Origin of the sequence: Paramylibacter ulvae (assembly GCF_014652655.1) — a bacterium.
Lineage (GTDB): Bacteria > Pseudomonadota > Alphaproteobacteria > Rhodobacterales > Rhodobacteraceae > Amylibacter > Amylibacter ulvae.
Genome location: NZ_BMZF01000002.1, coordinates 209,904 through 224,654 on the forward strand (window position 1 = coordinate 209,904; position 14,751 = coordinate 224,654).

Here is a 14,751-nt window from a genome sequence, read left to right on the forward strand (position 1 = left end):
AAAGGTTAAAGTACGAATGAGCGACGATAAAAAACCATTGGGCCTTGGCGGTGGACGCCCGTCTTCGGGCCGCGTAAAGCAAAGCTTTTCCCACGGCCGCAGCAAATCTGTGGTTGTCGAGAAAAAACGCAAACGCGTTATCGTACCAGGCAAAGGTGGCCCAGCAGGTGCGCAAGCACAGAAAGCTGCGGGCATTTCTGACGGCGAAATGGAACGCCGCCGCAAGGCACTAGAAGCCGCGCAAGCCCAAGAGGCAGAGCGCGCCGCCAAAGAGGCTGCCGAAACAAAAGAACGCGAAGAAGAACGCGCAGCACGTCGCCGTGAACGCGACGAAAAAGCACGCGAAGAAGAAGAAACTGCACGTTTGTTACGTGAACGCGAAGAAGAGAAAAACGCACCAAAGCCTGCGCCAAAGGCCGAGGAAAAAGCCGCCCCTGCAAAAGCAGAGCCAGCGCCCGCAGATCCAGCCGCTGCACAAGCTGCCGAAGCACGCGGCCCCGCACGTGGACCCGCCGCAAAACGCGAAGCGCCGCGTGACGACAAAAAACAACAACGCCCTGCCAAAGGTGGCGATGACCGTCGTCGTTCAGGTAAACTGACAATCAACCAAGCATTGCGCGGTGGTGATGGTGGACGTCAACGTTCATTGGCATCAATCAAGCGTAAACAAGAACGCCAACGCCGCGAAATGGCCGGTGGTCAGACCGAGCGCGAAAAGGTTGTTCGCGACGTGCAATTGCCACCAGCGATCACTGTCCAAGAATTGGCCAACCGCATGGCGGAAAAAACCAACGCTGTGGTAAAGGCCTTGATGACAAATGGCATCATGGCATCGCAAAACGAAACGATCGATGCGGATACTGCGGAATTGATCATCGAAGAATTCGGCCACAAAGTGGTGCGTGTTTCTGACGCCGATGTAGAAGACGCAATTCAGGCCATCGAAGATGCGCCAGAAACGCTACAATCACGCGCACCTGTGATTACAATCATGGGCCACGTTGACCACGGTAAAACATCTGTGTTGGACGCATTGCGTAAAACCAATGTTGTATCTGGCGAAGCAGGCGGCATTACACAACACATTGGTGCGTATCAAATCACCACCGATGATGGCACATTGCTGTCATTCCTTGATACCCCTGGTCACGCGGCATTTACATCCATGCGCGCGCGCGGTGCCCAAGTAACGGACATTGTTGTTCTGGTTGTTGCCGCAAACGATGGTGTTATGCCCCAAACAATCGAAGCGATTGCCCACTCCAAGGCCGCTGGCGTTCCAATGATCATTGCGATCAACAAAATGGACGTGGTCGGTGCCGATCCAAACCGTGTGCGCACAGAATTATTGCAACACGAAGTGATCGTCGAGGAAATGTCTGGTGACGTACAGGACGTTGAAATATCTGCCTTGCAGGGTACTGGTTTGGACAAACTGCTAGAAGCTATCGCGCTTCAAGCCGAAATTCTGGAACTGAACGCCAACCCAGATCGCGATGCGCAAGGTGCCGTGATCGAAGCAAAATTGGACACTGGCCGTGGCCCTGTTGCAACCGTATTGGTGCAAACGGGTACATTGCGCAAAGGTGACATTTTCGTTGTTGGTGAACAATTCGGTCGCGTTCGCGCACTGATCAATGATCAAGGTGACATTGTTGACGAAGCTGGCCCATCTGTTCCTGTCGAGGTTCTGGGTTTAAACGGCACACCAGAAGCGGGTGACGTTTTGAACGTGGTTGAATCAGAAGCCAAAGCACGCGAAATCGCCGATTATCGCGCAAGTGTTGCCAAAGATAATCGCGCCGCTGTTGGTGCCGGTACAACGCTTGATCAATTGATGGCCAAAGCAAAAGAAGACGAAAACGTCTCCGAATTGCCAGTGGTGGTAAAGGCCGACGTACAAGGTTCAACCGAAGCAATCGTGCAAGCGATGGAAAAAGTCGGCAACGATGAAGTCCGCGTTCGCGTATTGCATTCAGGTGTTGGCGCGATCACAGAATCCGATGTCACTTTGGCAGAGGCATCTGGCGCACCGATCATCGGGTTTAACGTTCGTGCAAATGCACCAGCGCGAAACGCGGCGAACCAAAAAGGCGTGGAAATCCGTTATTATTCAATCATCTACAACCTTGTCGATGATATCAAAGCGGCCGCATCTGGTTTGTTGTCAGCAGAAATCAAAGAAACATTCATTGGTTATGCGACAATCAAAGAGGTGTTCAAAATCACGGGCGTTGGCAAAATCGGTGGCTGTGAAGTTACCGAAGGTGTCGCACGTCGTTCCGCAGGTGTTCGCCTGTTGCGCGATAACGTTGTGATCCACGAAGGTAAATTGAAAACTCTGAAACGCTTCAAAGACGAAGTGAAAGAGGTTCAAGGTGGCCAAGAATGTGGTATGGCATTTGAAAACTACGAAGACATTCGCGAAGGCGACGTGATCGAAATTTTCGAAACCGAAGAAATCGAACGTTCACTGTAACGCTGGACATCAGCCAAACGTACGACAACGATCTAAAATGGCCCGCACAATGTGTGGGTCATTTTCATTTGTCAGATGTTCATGACACAGCCAGTAAATATATTTTTGATATTCTGGCCGATCACGACGCGCACGGTTATACGTTTTGCGCAAACGCTCATCCTCATAAACCTTGCGGCTAATGTGGTGAAACGCAGACCTTGCGTATTGCACCGTGTGTTTGGCGTGAAACATCGCCTGTAAATTCACGGCGTGGTTTTGGGTTACCACATATCGACAGGCATCCAACAACCGATCAATTGGCGCGTTGGAAAAGCTGACCCGATCATTCAAATCAAACTGGCGAATGGATGTGTATTTTTCATGATCCAGTTCACTGCCTGTGACACCGTGAATAACCACTTGTCGCTCTGGTTCCATTTCCAACACATCTGAAATAATGCGCGCGGTATCAACGGCGGCACCACTGTCAATCAGGCCCAGATTTTCACCCAAGACCGCCAACACAAAATCATCAAATCCAAAAGGGTGTTTGAATGGTTTGATCGTTTCTGCGCATTGCATTTCATAAAACTTTGACGCCGTTTCAAAATCAATCGAATGATGATCAAATGCGGTGTTTGACAATGTGGTTTCGCCACGCGGCAAACAACGATCAATCAACCAAAACCCACCAAAAGCGTGACTAATTCTTAGGTTAAGCCCATCGCCCAAACCCCCATCAGACACCAAAACGTGAAGCCCCGCATCACGCAACACATCGCGACAGGTCTTGAGAAATGGCACTGAATCCATATCTGTGTTGGGTGGCAATTGCAGGTTTACCAAATCCACGTGAATATGCCCCTTTGCAACAGGCGTTGTTTTCGCTTGTAAGGATTCGTATAACTTGGCCAAACGAAAGGCAATCTTATGAGCGAAGAAACTAAATTCCCGGGCTGGCACGGCACAACCATTGTCGGTGTGAAAAAGGGAAACGAAGTCGTTTTAGCAGGCGATGGCCAAGTCAGCCTTGGACCAACCGTTATCAAAGGCTCCGCACGCAAGGTGCGCCGTATTTCGCCTGGTGGGTTTGATGTGGTCTGTGGGTTCGCAGGATCAACCGCCGATGCATTCACCCTGTTGGAACGTCTCGAGGCAAAACTAGAAGCATCCCCAGGGCAATTGGCAAAGGCATCTGTTGAATTGGCCAAGGATTGGCGCATGGATAAATATCTGCGCAATCTAGAGGCCATGTTAATCGTCACCGATGGTTCCGATTTATTTGTAATCACGGGTGCGGGCGATGTTTTGGAACCCGAAAACGATATTGCTGCAATCGGATCTGGTGGCAATTTTGCCTTGGCCGCTGCACGCGCCCAAATGGACAGCGACAAAGACGCTGAAACAATCGCACGACGTGCGCTCGAAATCGCCGCAGAAATCTGTGTTTACACCAATGGCAATATGACAGTGGAAAAAATAAACAAATGACCGACCTGACACCACGTGAAATCGTATCTGAACTTGATCGTTTTATCATCGGACAAAACGATGCCAAACGCGCCGTTGCTGTGGCACTGCGCAATCGCTGGCGCCGCAAATTGTTGGATGACGATCTGCGCGACGAGGTCTATCCAAAAAACATCCTGATGATCGGGCCAACGGGTGTTGGTAAAACCGAAATCAGCCGCCGTTTGGCAAAACTGGCCAAGGCACCATTCCTCAAGGTAGAAGCGACCAAATTCACAGAGGTAGGATATGTTGGCCGCGATGTGGAACAGATCGTACGTGATCTGATCGATGCAGCCATCATTATGATCCGCGAAGACAAACGTGAAACCGTAAAGGCCAACGCCCATAGCAACGCCGAAGAGCGTGTTTTGGATGCGATTTGTGGCGAAGATTCTGGTGATAAAACCCGCGATATGTTTCGCAAAAAATTGCGCGATGGCATGTTGGATGACAAAGAAATCGAACTGGATCTTGCAGATAACGCAAATCCGATGTCGATGTTTGAAATCCCGGGGCAACCCGGTGCCAATATGGGCATGATGAACCTTGGCGATATGTTGGGCAAAATCGGTGGCGGGCGTACACAACGTCGCAAATTAACTGTTTCGGAATCATATAAATTGTTAATCACCGAAGAGGCCGACAAATTGGTCGATCAAGAAACCGTCACGAAAGAGGCCGTCGAAGCCGTTGAACAAAACGGTATCGTATTCTTGGATGAAATCGACAAGGTATGTGCACGCGCAGATGCACGCGGTGCAGATGTATCACGTGAAGGCGTGCAACGTGATTTGCTCCCGTTGATCGAGGGCACAACAGTTTCAACCAAACATGGCCCTGTGAAAACCGACCACATTTTGTTCATCGCATCGGGTGCGTTTCACATTGCAAAACCATCTGATCTGTTGCCAGAATTACAGGGTCGATTGCCGATCCGTGTCGAGCTGCGCGCCTTAACCGAACAGGATTTCGTGCGTATCTTAACCGAAACCGACAACGCATTAACGCGTCAATACGAAGCCTTGATGAAAACCGAAGGCGTGGATGTAAAGTTCGATCAAAGCGGTATCGAGGCCATCGCCAAAATCGCCGCCGATGTAAACCAATCAGTTGAGAATATCGGCGCGCGTCGATTGTACACAATCATTGAACGCGTGTTCGAAGAATTGGGTTTTACCGCACCAGATCGATCAGGCGAAACCGTCACCGTTGATAAGACATATGTCGAAGAGCATCTGGGCGAACTGGCCAAGGCCACCGATGTTTCACGGTATGTTTTGTAACCCTGCGTCAATCGCCATCTTGCCAAACTGATTTCAAAGCCTAAGGTTCTCTCAAATTTATGGGAGAGGTTAACATGAAAATCGGGTTTATTGGGCTTGGCAACATGGGCGGACCAATGGCGCATAATCTGGCGGTGGCTGGGCATGATGTGGCTGGCTTTGACACGGCAGGTGTTACAATTGATGGCGTAACATCGGTTGATACGGCTACAGATGCCGCAAACGGTGCTGATGTGGTGATCACCATGTTGCCCAACGGTGCAATTTTGCGTGCGGTTGCGGATCAAATTATCCCTGCGATGAAATCAGGTGCTGTGTTTGTCGATTGCTCCACAGTCGATGTTGATTCCGCGCGCGCAGTTGCAGATCAGGCAAATGCCGCAGGGCTTGGCGCGATTGATGCGCCTGTTTCGGGTGGCATTGGTGGTGCAACAAACGGCACGCTTACATTCATGGCGGGTGGTGGCGCAGATGCGTTTGCCACGGCGGCCCCATTGTTGGAAATCATGGGGCAGAAATCTGTGCATTGCGGCGAAAGCGGTGCGGGCCAAGCGGCGAAAATTTGCAACAACATGATCCTTGGCATCACCATGATCGGCACCTGCGAGGCATTTGCGTTGGCCGATAAACTTGGCCTTGATCGTCAAAAAATGTTTGATGTTGTTTCCACATCATCTGGGTATTCATGGTCAATGAACGCATATTGTCCCGCACCAGGTGTTGGCCCAGACAGCCCCGCCGACAATGATTACAAACCTGGCTTTGCCGCTGAATTGATGTTGAAAGATTTACGCCTGTCACAACAAGCGGCAGAAAGTGCAGACGCCGCAACGCCACTGGGACAAGCAGCAACCGATCTTTATACGCAATTTGTCGATAACGAAGATGGGCTTGGCATGGATTTTTCCGCAATGCTGCCGCGGTTTTCAAAACTTGGGCGTGGCTAACAGTTAGCGTAGCCGACGCAAATAAACATACCAAGCACCCGCACCACCGTGACGTTGTTGTGCGGGTGTCACCTGTAACACCAAATGGTTCAATGCAGGGCTACGCAACCAATCAGGCAGGCTCTGACGTAACACGCCACCCTTTGGTCGGTTGAATTCATCAACGCCGTGCGTGCGCCCCTTTCCCGTAATCACCAATATCATCCGCAACCCCGCGACATGGCTTTGGCGGATAAACATCGTGATGCGCTTTTGCGCCTGATCATATGTCATGCCGTGCAAATCAAGCGTTGCCTCGATTTCCATTTTACCTTTCAACAAGCGTTGAAAATTGCGCTTGTCCATATTGGGAGATGTTTTGGCGGGCGCCTCGCGAAAATCGGGACCAGAACCCTTGCGTGTTTCCACAACCTTATCACCAATGTGAAACGGCTGAATTGGTGATTGCGTTATGGGTGTTGTTGACCGCAATGTTTTGGCCGTTTTTATCGGTTTTGGAATGACCTTGCGCGGTGACAGGGGTTTCACACCGTCTGCAATCTGTTTCCAGATCGCGATGTCATCGTTACTTAACCCTTTGTTTTTCCCCCGCGCCATTTCTAACCCTCTGGGAACAGACGGCGCACGGCCTCTAGCGGTAATAATACAAACATCCGTCCGCTTGATCGCGTGCGCCCCGCGATTGTTCCCGCAGATTTGCCCGTGCCATAATAAATATCCGCACGTTGCAAACCTTTGATTGCGGAACCGACATCTTGGGCGATCATCAAGCGGCGCATCGGATCGCGCCCGCGCTTATCAATCCATACAGGCGCGCCAAGCGGAGTATAAATCGGATCAACCGCAACAGATCGTTCTGGCGTGATCGACACTTGCATAGCACCGATGGGCCCATCGTTTTTGTTCAACGATTTAATTTCGCGAAAAAACACAAAGCCTGGGTTATGTGCCAACAACTCTTTCCCAGCGGCGGGGTTTTTGCGCACCCAGTTTTTGATTTTTTGCGCAGAAACCTGATGAATATTCATCGTACCACGACGCACCAATTCTTTGCCAATCGATTTGTATTTATGCCCATTAAACCCAGCATAGCCAACGCGGATGCCGTTGCCATTGGGGAACTTAATCCGCCCCGAACCTTGGATTTGCAAAAAGAACGCTTCGACAGGATCGGCAAGATAGGCGATTTCCAAACCCCGCCCATCCAAAATTCCCGCTTGGATTTCCGCGCGTGTTTTCCACACCATGCCCTGTTTGATTTCGGGAGGTATGCGATAAATCGGATGTTGGAATTTACCCCCGCGCGTGCGCGACCCCGCAATTTCAGGTTCATAATATCCTGTGAACATTGTTGCCGCGTCTTCGCCGACAAGCACAGGGTGAAACAGGGTTTCAAAAAACTGTTTCGCATTTGGATTTGATTTTGCGATATGGCAAATCGGTTTCCAAACATCAGCATCAAAAAAATGCGCTGTGCGTGCCTTGGAACATGTTTTTTGAAATGCCTTAAGTGCGGCAGTGTGGTTATCCGTTTCCCAGCCTTTCAGCGCGGAAAACGGAACCTTACGAAATGACGCGCCATCAGCGGGCGTGTCTGCGTGAACACTTGCTGGCGTGAAAACCAACGCCAGTCCAACGATCAGGCGCGCAACAATCATCCGCCCGTTTCAACCAATTCCCAGTTGGGATCATCGCTGCCCATGGCGCGTGCAAATGTCCATTCATCACGCTGGCGTTTGATTGAGGTTTTATCGCCTTCGATAATTTCGTCCGCTTCATTTTTAACAACAGACGTCAATTCACATTCAAAGAACACGGTGATTTCACCCGTTTTGGTGGACCCATCGAAACTTGCGTCTTTGAGTTCCATTTGACGAATGCCAACGAATTGCGCGTCAACCTTTAGCCCTTGTTCTTGGCGGGCATCGATCACGGACTTAAAGCTTTCATAGGCGTCTTCTGACAGGAACATTTTCAATGTTTCCAAATCATCGCTCTCAAATGCCATCAGGATCATTTCATAGGCTTGGCGTGACCCTGCCAAAAATTCATCAACGGTAAATGATGGTTCTGCGCGTTTCATTGCGGCCAATGCCTTGCCGGCCATTGATTTCACATCAACATGATCCGCGATATCGGCATCGACACCGCCATCCAAAACCGTCAGGTTTGGACCTTTGCGATCAGCCGCGGCTGATTTTGCCGTTGGATCCTTTTTTGGTTCGAATCCATCCCGCGTGCCCAAAACACTGCGCAATTTCAGTATCAGAAACACTGCGATAATCGCCAATACAATCAGTTGTGTACTTGCAGAGCCCATTTTAACCTCTTCACATTTGCGCAATCACCCTGTTGCATCGCGCCCTTTGCTCCTATCTAAGTCACATAGCGGGCTTAGTCCACTAAACTGACGTAAAATTGAGGTGTCCCATGTGGCTATTTTTAATCCTTGTGCTGGTTCCGATCATTGAAATCGCTCTGTTTATTCAAGTTGGCGGGTTTTTGGGGCTGTGGCCAACTCTTGCGATCGTGATTTTAACTGCTTTTGCAGGTACTGCATTATTACGAAGCCAAGGTTTTGCCGTCATGGGGCAATTGCAAAACAGCATGGCGCGCGGCGAAAGTCCCGTAAACCCAATGGTCAATGGTGCGCTGATCCTAGTCGCAGGCGTCGTGTTGTTAACCCCAGGGTTTTTCACAGATGCAGTTGGTATCTTGTTGTTGATCCCACCTGTTCGCGCCGCGATCATCAAATGGGGTGGCGCCAAGATGCTAAACTCTGCAAATGTGCACATCTATTCCAATCAACCCGAACAACCCCAACAGCGCGAACCAAGCAACACGGTTGAGGGAGATTTCAGTGTCATTGACGATGACCAAGACCCTGGAAATTCAGGTTGGACGAAACACTGATTGTCCATTGATTGAATAGTTGTTAGACACAGGCTGAATTTTGTAAACGGAGCTTATCTGATGGCTAAAAATGAAGAAGCGGCGGCGCCACAAGCACCGTCAATGCAATGCGTAAATCAATACATTCGCGATATGTCTTTTGAAAATATCGCAGCCCAAAAAAACATCGGCAAATCTGTTCAGCCTGAAATCAGCGTTCAAGTTAATCTTGATGCGCGCAAAGGTGGCGACGATCAATACGAAGTTATCCAAAAACTGACCGTCTCTGCGAAAACAGATGACGAAACCGTATTCTTGATGGAATTGGATTATGCGGGTCTGTTTGTGATCCAAAACGTACCCGAAGATCAGCTTCATCCGTTTTTGATGATCGAATGCCCACGCATGTTGTTCCCATTCATGCGCCGCATTGTGCGCGATGTGACCGCAGATGGTGGATACCCTCCGCTGAACGTGGACAACATCGATTATCTGGCGCTGTACCGTTCAGAGCTGCAACGCCGCGCTGCAGAAGAAGCGACAAAAAACTAATTAGTCGTTTTGCGAATTTTAAGGGTGGTCAATTTGGCCACCCTTTTATTTTGAAAACTTATTCCACAACGCGCCATCACCAATTTTGCCGATAAATTCAGCATGTGCGGAAATTTCATCTGGCGTCAGTTTGCTGGGCAATGGGGTTTCACGCGGCTTTGCCACCCAATCGGATTGCTTCACTTGTGTATCGGTGCCCGCCACAACATTCAGTGAAAAATCAGGCTGACGACCACCGATAAGTTCCAAATATACCTCTGCCAAAATTTCGGAATCGAGCAACGCGCCGTGTTTTTCACGCGATGAATTATCAACACCAAAGCGACGACAAAGCGCATCCAATGAATTTTGTGCACCTGGAAATTTTTTCCGCGCTAATTCAAGGCTGTCCAATGATTGCGACATGGGGATCGTTGGCAAATTTGCACGCCCCAACTCAGCATTGATAAATTTCATATCAAAGTTGGCGTTATGCGCAATCAACACGCCATCACCCACGAAATCCAAAAATGCCTGACCAACCTCTTTGAAGGTTGGGTAATCCTTTAGGAAATCAATCGATAACCCGTGCACCTGAAACGCGTCATCGGGCATATCGCGTTCGGGGTTGATATATTGGTGATACACACGCCCCGTTGGCAAATGTTCATGCAATTCAACCGCACCAATTTCAACCAGCCGATCACCCGATGCTGGATCAAAACCAGTTGTTTCCGTATCCCAAACGATTTCGCGCATGATTAATCCTTGGTCAATTGTTCGATTAAATTATGCACGTCTGATTGAACCTGTTCCAGTGAATTCGTTTCAATCACAAAATCTGCGCGTTCACGTTTTTCTGCATCGGGGGTTTGGCGCGACAGGATCATTTCGAATGATTTCTCATCCATGCCACGTTTCAATACACGGGCGCGTTGTTCATCCACAGTTGTTGACACAACCAACACACCGTCCACCCATTCATCCGCACCCGCTTCAAACAAAAGCGGGATATCCACCACAGCAAGTGGTAGGTTCAATTCGCGACATCTATCCAAAAACGCATCGCGGTGCATACGAATGGCGGGGTGCACGATCTTTTCCAGTTTCGCAAATAGTGACGTATCCGCCTGTAACACATTGCGCAACCGATCACGGTTTACACCATCGCCATCCACCGCAATGGGTGCGAGCGCGGCGATCTTTTCAATCGTATCAGTATGCGATGTATATAATTCATGCACCGCCGCATCCGCATCCCACACAGCAATCTGTGCATCGCGAAACATATTCGCCGTGGTCGTTTTTCCCATTCCAATGGAACCCGTCAGCCCCAAAACATAAAGTTTGCTCATAGCGCATCCAATACACGTTGGCGTAGCGTTTCATCAACAACGGGGCGTACGCCAAACCACGCCGCAAACCCAGGCACCGCCTGATGCAATAACATGCCCAACCCATCCACGGTGGCACAACCCTGTTGCGCTGCATTTCTTAATAATTCGGTTTCCAGTGGATTATAAACAATGTCCGTCACCAATGTTGATGGGTTCAGATTGGCACAAGAAAATTCCAACGGATCGCTGCCCACCATTCCAAGCGACGTTGTGTTCACCACCGTTGAAACAGCAACCGACGCAGGTGCGGCATCTGCCCAATCCGCCACAACCACGCGGCGCCCAAAATGTGTCGCCAGATTTTCGGCACGGCTTCGTGTGCGGTTAACCAAAATAATTTCCGGCACACCTGCCTCGATCAATGCAGATAGGATCGCGCGCGCCGCCCCCCCCGCGCCCAACACCAATGCCGGACCCGCGCCAACATTCCATTCGGGCGCACGCTGCATCACATTATTGATGAAACCTTCGCCGTCGGTGTTATCTGCATGAATTTTTCCGTTCTGAAAAACCAGCGTATTAGCAGCACCAATATTGTCAGCACGATCTGATACATTGTCCGCAATCGCCAATGCGGATTCTTTGTGTGGTACGGTCACATTCACACCCGCGTAACCATCATCAATCAATCGCTTGATACCATCTGAAAATTCATCAGGAGATAACGCAATTTTTTCATAGCTGCCATCAAGCCCGTGTTTATCCAACCAATAGCCGTGGATAATTGGCGATTTGCTTTGGGATATTGGCCAACCGATTACACCCGCTTTGATCATGTTTCGATCACTCCTCTTGTGCGCAAAAAAGCGACCACCTCTAATAAAGGGAAGCCAAGCACGGTGAAATAATCACCTTGGATACGCGAAAATAATTGAACACCTTCGGATTCCAAAAAGTAGCACCCAACCGATTGCAATAAATCCTCGCCGCCACGTGCAAGATACCCATCCAGAAATTCATCTGAAAATTCACGCATAAAAAGCTGTGCACGACCGACGGTGCGCCACACAGGTTTTCCATCCTCAAATATCACAGCCGCCGATAATAATTGATGTGGCTTGCCGCGCAGCGACAAAAGTTTTTCGCGCGCCTCGGCCAATGTCGTTGCCTTGTCATATATTTGATTTTCACAAACCAAAACCTGATCACATCCGATGACCAAACCCGATGGATGTTTGCCAACAATACGAAGCGCCTTATATTCAGCCAACGCATCAACAATATCATTTGGCTTTGCACCCTCTGACAATAGCGATGCCTTGATTGCGGCTTCGTCAACTTTTGCAGGGATAACATCAAAAGATACCCCAGCGGAACGCAATAAATCAGCGCGGGTTTTCGATCCAGAGGCAAGAATAACAGTGTGTTTCATCGCGCTGTTATAGCCACGGAAATCATAGAGATGAAGTACAGTTTTATCCTCACAACCCTGTGGATAACCGATGTATGAAACAGAGATGAAATTTGAACAACGTGAATGGATTTAAACAATCCAAAATAATCCACGTACCATTCCCCGACATTCGGTTTTTCACACACAATGAATAACGTTGAATATTTTCAATCATGGAATCGTAGATAGTTTATAAATTTGGACTTATCCCAAGTTTATCCACAGAAATATTAATGATTTAACTTACTGATAAATAATCTTTTTAGTTCATTTTACAAACCAATGGAGATATTTAATCCACATAGTGTATTATTCCAAATTTTGTGCGCAAAACTGTGCATAAAATTTGATCCACGATATTCATGGGTATCTACAACAACAACAATTCTCTTTCTTTCTTATTTATTATAGATAGGAAGAAAGACCTTCTCTTAATCAGGCTTAGAAAATGGATATTCTTTCAACAATTTATCCTTGGGTAAAATCGATACATGTAATTGCAGTGATTTCTTGGATGGCTGGAATGCTCTATCTTCCCAGATTATTTGTGTATCATGTTGAAACAGATCCTACGCATATCAATGCGGATGAAACATTGGTGCGTTGGGAATATTTATTAATCAAACGCATCATTAATCCTGCAATGGCGGTCACTTGGATTTGTGGGATATTAATGCTGATGACGCCTGGGATCATTGATTGGGGCCAAGGTTGGATTTGGGTCAAATTAATTTCGGTGATTTTGATGTCAGGATTTCATGGCTTCCTTAGTAAACAAAGAAAGCTGTTAGCCGCTGGTCAGCGCCCTTATTCTGGCAAAGCCTATCGTATGTTAAACGAGGTGCCGACCGTGTTAATGATAATCATTGTTATCATGGTGATCGTACGTCCGTTTTAAACGGTTTGACTCTGACCCTGTGTTTCACGTATGGATTGGGAAACACGGTTTGGTGTCTCCCACCGCAAGTATAAACCGTTCCTCAAAAATGAAATATTCCCATGTGCCAATACGGTACGTGATGATCTGTATGGATGTGACTAATGGAAAACGATAAAATTAACCTGTCAGAGCTAAAAGCGTTATCAGCGGCGAATTTGCTGAAACAAGCAGAAGAGCTGGAAATCGAAAACGCGAGCACGATGCGCAAGGGCGAAATGATGTTCGCCATTCTGAAAGAAATGTCAGAAGAAGGCGCAGAAGTATCGGGTGATGGCGTTTTAGAAGTCATGCAAGACGGGTTTGGTTTTCTGCGTTCACCACAAGCAAACTATCTTGCGGGACCAGAGGATATTTATGTTTCCCCTGAAATGATCCGCACCCATTCATTGCGCACAGGCGACACGGTCGAGGGCTGGATCAGTTCACCCAAAGACGCCGAGCGTTATTTTGCGATGACAAAGGTTACATCGATTAACTTCTCCGATCCAGAAGAGGTGAAACACAAGGTTCATTTTGATAACCTTACCCCGCTCTATCCTGATGAACGTCTGACGATGGAAATCGAAGACCCGACGATCAAGGATAAATCGGCACGCGTTATCGATCTGGTTTCTCCGATTGGTAAAGGACAGCGTTCGTTGATCGTGGCACCCCCGCGCACGGGTAAAACGGTTATCTTGCAAAATATTGCCGCGAGCATCGAAAAGAACCACCCTGAATGCTATCTGATCGTATTGTTGATCGATGAGCGCCCAGAAGAGGTGACCGACATGCAGCGCTCTGTAAAGGGCGAGGTTGTGTCATCTACATTTGATGAACCCGCCACTCGTCACGTTGCTGTATCGGAAATGGTTATCGAAAAAGCAAAACGTCTGGTTGAACACAAACGTGATGTTGTGATCTTACTTGATTCCATCACGCGATTGGGTCGTGCCTTTAACACCGTGGTGCCATCGTCGGGCAAGGTTTTGACCGGTGGTGTGGATGCCAACGCATTGCAACGCCCAAAACGTTTCTTTGGTGCGGCGCGTAATATCGAAGAAGGCGGTTCGTTGACGATCATCGCGACCGCGTTGATCGATACGGGTTCGCGCATGGACGAAGTCATCTTTGAAGAATTCAAAGGCACTGGTAACTCTGAAATCGTTCTGGATCGTAAGATTGCAGATAAACGCGTGTTCCCAGCGATTGATATTTTGAAATCTGGTACGCGTAAGGAAGACTTGTTGGTCGATCCAGCGGATCTGGCAAAAACCTTCGTTTTACGTCGTATTTTGAACCCAATGGGGACAACAGATGCGATCGAATTCTTGCTTGGTAAGTTAAAACAAACAAAATCAAACAGTGAATTCTTTGATTCGATGAATACATAATTTCGTTTTAAAACAACGGGTT

16 protein-coding genes are annotated in these 14,751 nt (G+C 48.5%); 8 read left to right on the top strand and 8 right to left on the bottom strand.

What is annotated here, in order from left to right; translation table 11 throughout:
- The first annotated feature begins 16 nt into the window (after positions 1-16).
- The gene (infB, locus tag IE094_RS05785) at positions 17-2,479 is read left to right on the top strand and encodes a translation initiation factor IF-2 (RefSeq protein ID WP_189639637.1); all 2,463 of its coding nucleotides are present in this window, start codon (positions 17-19) and stop codon (positions 2,477-2,479) included.
- A gap of 9 nt (positions 2,480-2,488) precedes the next feature.
- On the opposite strand, the gene IE094_RS05790 is transcribed toward infB, so the two are convergent.
- Positions 2,489-3,313 carry a hypothetical protein gene (locus IE094_RS05790; protein WP_189639638.1) on the bottom strand — a complete coding sequence of 275 codons (825 nt, stop codon included), beginning with the start codon at positions 3,311-3,313 and terminating at the stop codon, positions 2,489-2,491.
- A gap of 78 nt (positions 3,314-3,391) precedes the next feature.
- Here IE094_RS05790 and hslV point away from each other — a divergent pair, with 78 nt between their 5' ends.
- The 3 genes from hslV (at position 3,392) to mmsB (ending at position 6,203) form a co-directional block, all read left to right on the top strand.
- Complete coding sequence (gene hslV, locus IE094_RS05795; RefSeq protein ID WP_189639639.1) at positions 3,392-3,952, top strand: ATP-dependent protease subunit HslV; 561 nt, start codon at positions 3,392-3,394, stop codon at positions 3,950-3,952.
- Positions 3,949-5,256, top strand: a complete 1,308-nt coding sequence (gene hslU, locus IE094_RS05800; RefSeq protein WP_189639640.1) for an ATP-dependent protease ATPase subunit HslU — start codon at positions 3,949-3,951, stop codon at positions 5,254-5,256. The genes hslV and hslU overlap by 4 nt, the downstream gene beginning before the upstream one ends.
- Before the next feature lie 74 nt (positions 5,257-5,330).
- Positions 5,331-6,203 (top strand): 3-hydroxyisobutyrate dehydrogenase, encoded by an 873-nt coding sequence (gene mmsB / locus IE094_RS05805; protein WP_189639641.1) that lies wholly within the window; start codon positions 5,331-5,333, stop codon positions 6,201-6,203.
- A 3-nt stretch (positions 6,204-6,206) separates the two neighbouring features.
- Here the strand turns inward: mmsB and IE094_RS05810 are convergent, their stop codons facing one another.
- Genes IE094_RS05810 through IE094_RS05820 form a run of 3 tightly spaced genes read right to left on the bottom strand, consistent with a single transcriptional unit; the run spans position 6,207 to position 8,523 of the window.
- Positions 6,207-6,800: a Smr/MutS family protein gene (locus IE094_RS05810; RefSeq protein WP_189639642.1), complete on the bottom strand. Its 594-nt coding sequence runs from the start codon at positions 6,798-6,800 to the stop codon at positions 6,207-6,209.
- A gap of 2 nt (positions 6,801-6,802) precedes the next feature.
- Positions 6,803-7,861, bottom strand: a complete 1,059-nt coding sequence (mltA, locus tag IE094_RS05815; protein WP_189639643.1) for a murein transglycosylase A — start codon at positions 7,859-7,861, stop codon at positions 6,803-6,805.
- Positions 7,858-8,523 (bottom strand): Tim44/TimA family putative adaptor protein, encoded by a 666-nt coding sequence (locus IE094_RS05820; protein WP_189639644.1) that lies wholly within the window; start codon positions 8,521-8,523, stop codon positions 7,858-7,860. The genes mltA and IE094_RS05820 overlap by 4 nt, the downstream gene beginning before the upstream one ends.
- Positions 8,524-8,633: 110 nt before the next feature.
- On the opposite strand from IE094_RS05820, the gene IE094_RS05825 reads away from it, so the two are divergent.
- Positions 8,634-9,116, top strand: a complete 483-nt coding sequence (locus IE094_RS05825; protein ID WP_189639645.1) for an FxsA family protein — start codon at positions 8,634-8,636, stop codon at positions 9,114-9,116.
- Positions 9,117-9,176: 60 nt separating this feature from the next.
- A complete protein-coding gene (secB, locus tag IE094_RS05830) occupies positions 9,177-9,647 on the top strand; it encodes a protein-export chaperone SecB (protein ID WP_189639646.1) in 471 nt (156 codons plus the stop codon).
- Positions 9,648-9,692: 45 nt separating this feature from the next.
- On the opposite strand, the gene dnaQ is transcribed toward secB, so the two are convergent.
- From dnaQ to IE094_RS05850, 4 genes are read right to left on the bottom strand one after another with little or no spacing between them, the layout of a single operon-like run.
- Positions 9,693-10,385 (bottom strand): DNA polymerase III subunit epsilon, encoded by a 693-nt coding sequence (gene dnaQ, locus IE094_RS05835; protein WP_189639647.1) that lies wholly within the window; start codon positions 10,383-10,385, stop codon positions 9,693-9,695.
- Positions 10,386-10,387: 2 nt separating this feature from the next.
- The gene (gene coaE, locus IE094_RS05840; RefSeq protein WP_189639648.1) at positions 10,388-10,981 is read right to left on the bottom strand and encodes a dephospho-CoA kinase; all 594 of its coding nucleotides are present in this window, start codon (positions 10,979-10,981) and stop codon (positions 10,388-10,390) included.
- Positions 10,978-11,799 carry a shikimate dehydrogenase gene (locus IE094_RS05845; RefSeq protein ID WP_189639649.1) on the bottom strand — a complete coding sequence of 274 codons (822 nt, stop codon included), beginning with the start codon at positions 11,797-11,799 and terminating at the stop codon, positions 10,978-10,980. The genes coaE and IE094_RS05845 overlap by 4 nt, the downstream gene beginning before the upstream one ends.
- Positions 11,796-12,395: a Maf family protein gene (locus IE094_RS05850; protein ID WP_189639650.1), complete on the bottom strand. Its 600-nt coding sequence runs from the start codon at positions 12,393-12,395 to the stop codon at positions 11,796-11,798. Before IE094_RS05850 ends, IE094_RS05845 begins: the two co-directional genes overlap by 4 nt.
- Positions 12,396-12,864: 469 nt before the next feature.
- On the opposite strand from IE094_RS05850, the gene hemJ reads away from it, so the two are divergent.
- Complete coding sequence (hemJ, locus tag IE094_RS05855; protein WP_189639651.1) at positions 12,865-13,314, top strand: protoporphyrinogen oxidase HemJ; 450 nt, start codon at positions 12,865-12,867, stop codon at positions 13,312-13,314.
- A 143-nt stretch (positions 13,315-13,457) separates the two neighbouring features.
- Positions 13,458-14,729, top strand: coding sequence for a transcription termination factor Rho (rho, locus tag IE094_RS05860; RefSeq protein WP_189639652.1), 1,272 nt, complete (start codon positions 13,458-13,460; stop codon positions 14,727-14,729).
- The last annotated feature ends 22 nt before the right edge of the window (positions 14,730-14,751 follow it).

What these genes read in the sequence shown, in the direction of transcription:
- mltA (WP_189639643.1), bottom strand. Translation starts at nt 7,861, where the DNA reads ATGATTGTTGCGCGCCTGATCGTTGGACTGGCGTTGGTTTTCACGCCA.
- coaE (WP_189639648.1), bottom strand. Translation starts at nt 10,981, where the DNA reads ATGAGCAAACTTTATGTTTTGGGGCTGACGGGTTCCATTGGAATGGGA.
- dnaQ (WP_189639647.1), bottom strand. Translation starts at nt 10,385, where the DNA reads ATGCGCGAAATCGTTTGGGATACGGAAACAACTGGTTTTGATCCAGCA.
- infB (WP_189639637.1), top strand. Translation starts at nt 17, where the DNA reads ATGAGCGACGATAAAAAACCATTGGGCCTTGGCGGTGGACGCCCGTCT.
- secB (WP_189639646.1), top strand. Translation starts at nt 9,177, where the DNA reads ATGGCTAAAAATGAAGAAGCGGCGGCGCCACAAGCACCGTCAATGCAA.
- mmsB (WP_189639641.1), top strand. Translation starts at nt 5,331, where the DNA reads ATGAAAATCGGGTTTATTGGGCTTGGCAACATGGGCGGACCAATGGCG.
- IE094_RS05820 (WP_189639644.1), bottom strand. Translation starts at nt 8,523, where the DNA reads ATGGGCTCTGCAAGTACACAACTGATTGTATTGGCGATTATCGCAGTG.
- IE094_RS05850 (WP_189639650.1), bottom strand. Translation starts at nt 12,395, where the DNA reads ATGAAACACACTGTTATTCTTGCCTCTGGATCGAAAACCCGCGCTGAT.
- IE094_RS05845 (WP_189639649.1), bottom strand. Translation starts at nt 11,799, where the DNA reads ATGATCAAAGCGGGTGTAATCGGTTGGCCAATATCCCAAAGCAAATCG.
- hslV (WP_189639639.1), top strand. Translation starts at nt 3,392, where the DNA reads ATGAGCGAAGAAACTAAATTCCCGGGCTGGCACGGCACAACCATTGTC.
- IE094_RS05810 (WP_189639642.1), bottom strand. Translation starts at nt 6,800, where the DNA reads ATGGCGCGGGGGAAAAACAAAGGGTTAAGTAACGATGACATCGCGATC.
- rho (WP_189639652.1), top strand. Translation starts at nt 13,458, where the DNA reads ATGGAAAACGATAAAATTAACCTGTCAGAGCTAAAAGCGTTATCAGCG.
- hslU (WP_189639640.1), top strand. Translation starts at nt 3,949, where the DNA reads ATGACCGACCTGACACCACGTGAAATCGTATCTGAACTTGATCGTTTT.
- hemJ (WP_189639651.1), top strand. Translation starts at nt 12,865, where the DNA reads ATGGATATTCTTTCAACAATTTATCCTTGGGTAAAATCGATACATGTA.
- IE094_RS05825 (WP_189639645.1), top strand. Translation starts at nt 8,634, where the DNA reads ATGTGGCTATTTTTAATCCTTGTGCTGGTTCCGATCATTGAAATCGCT.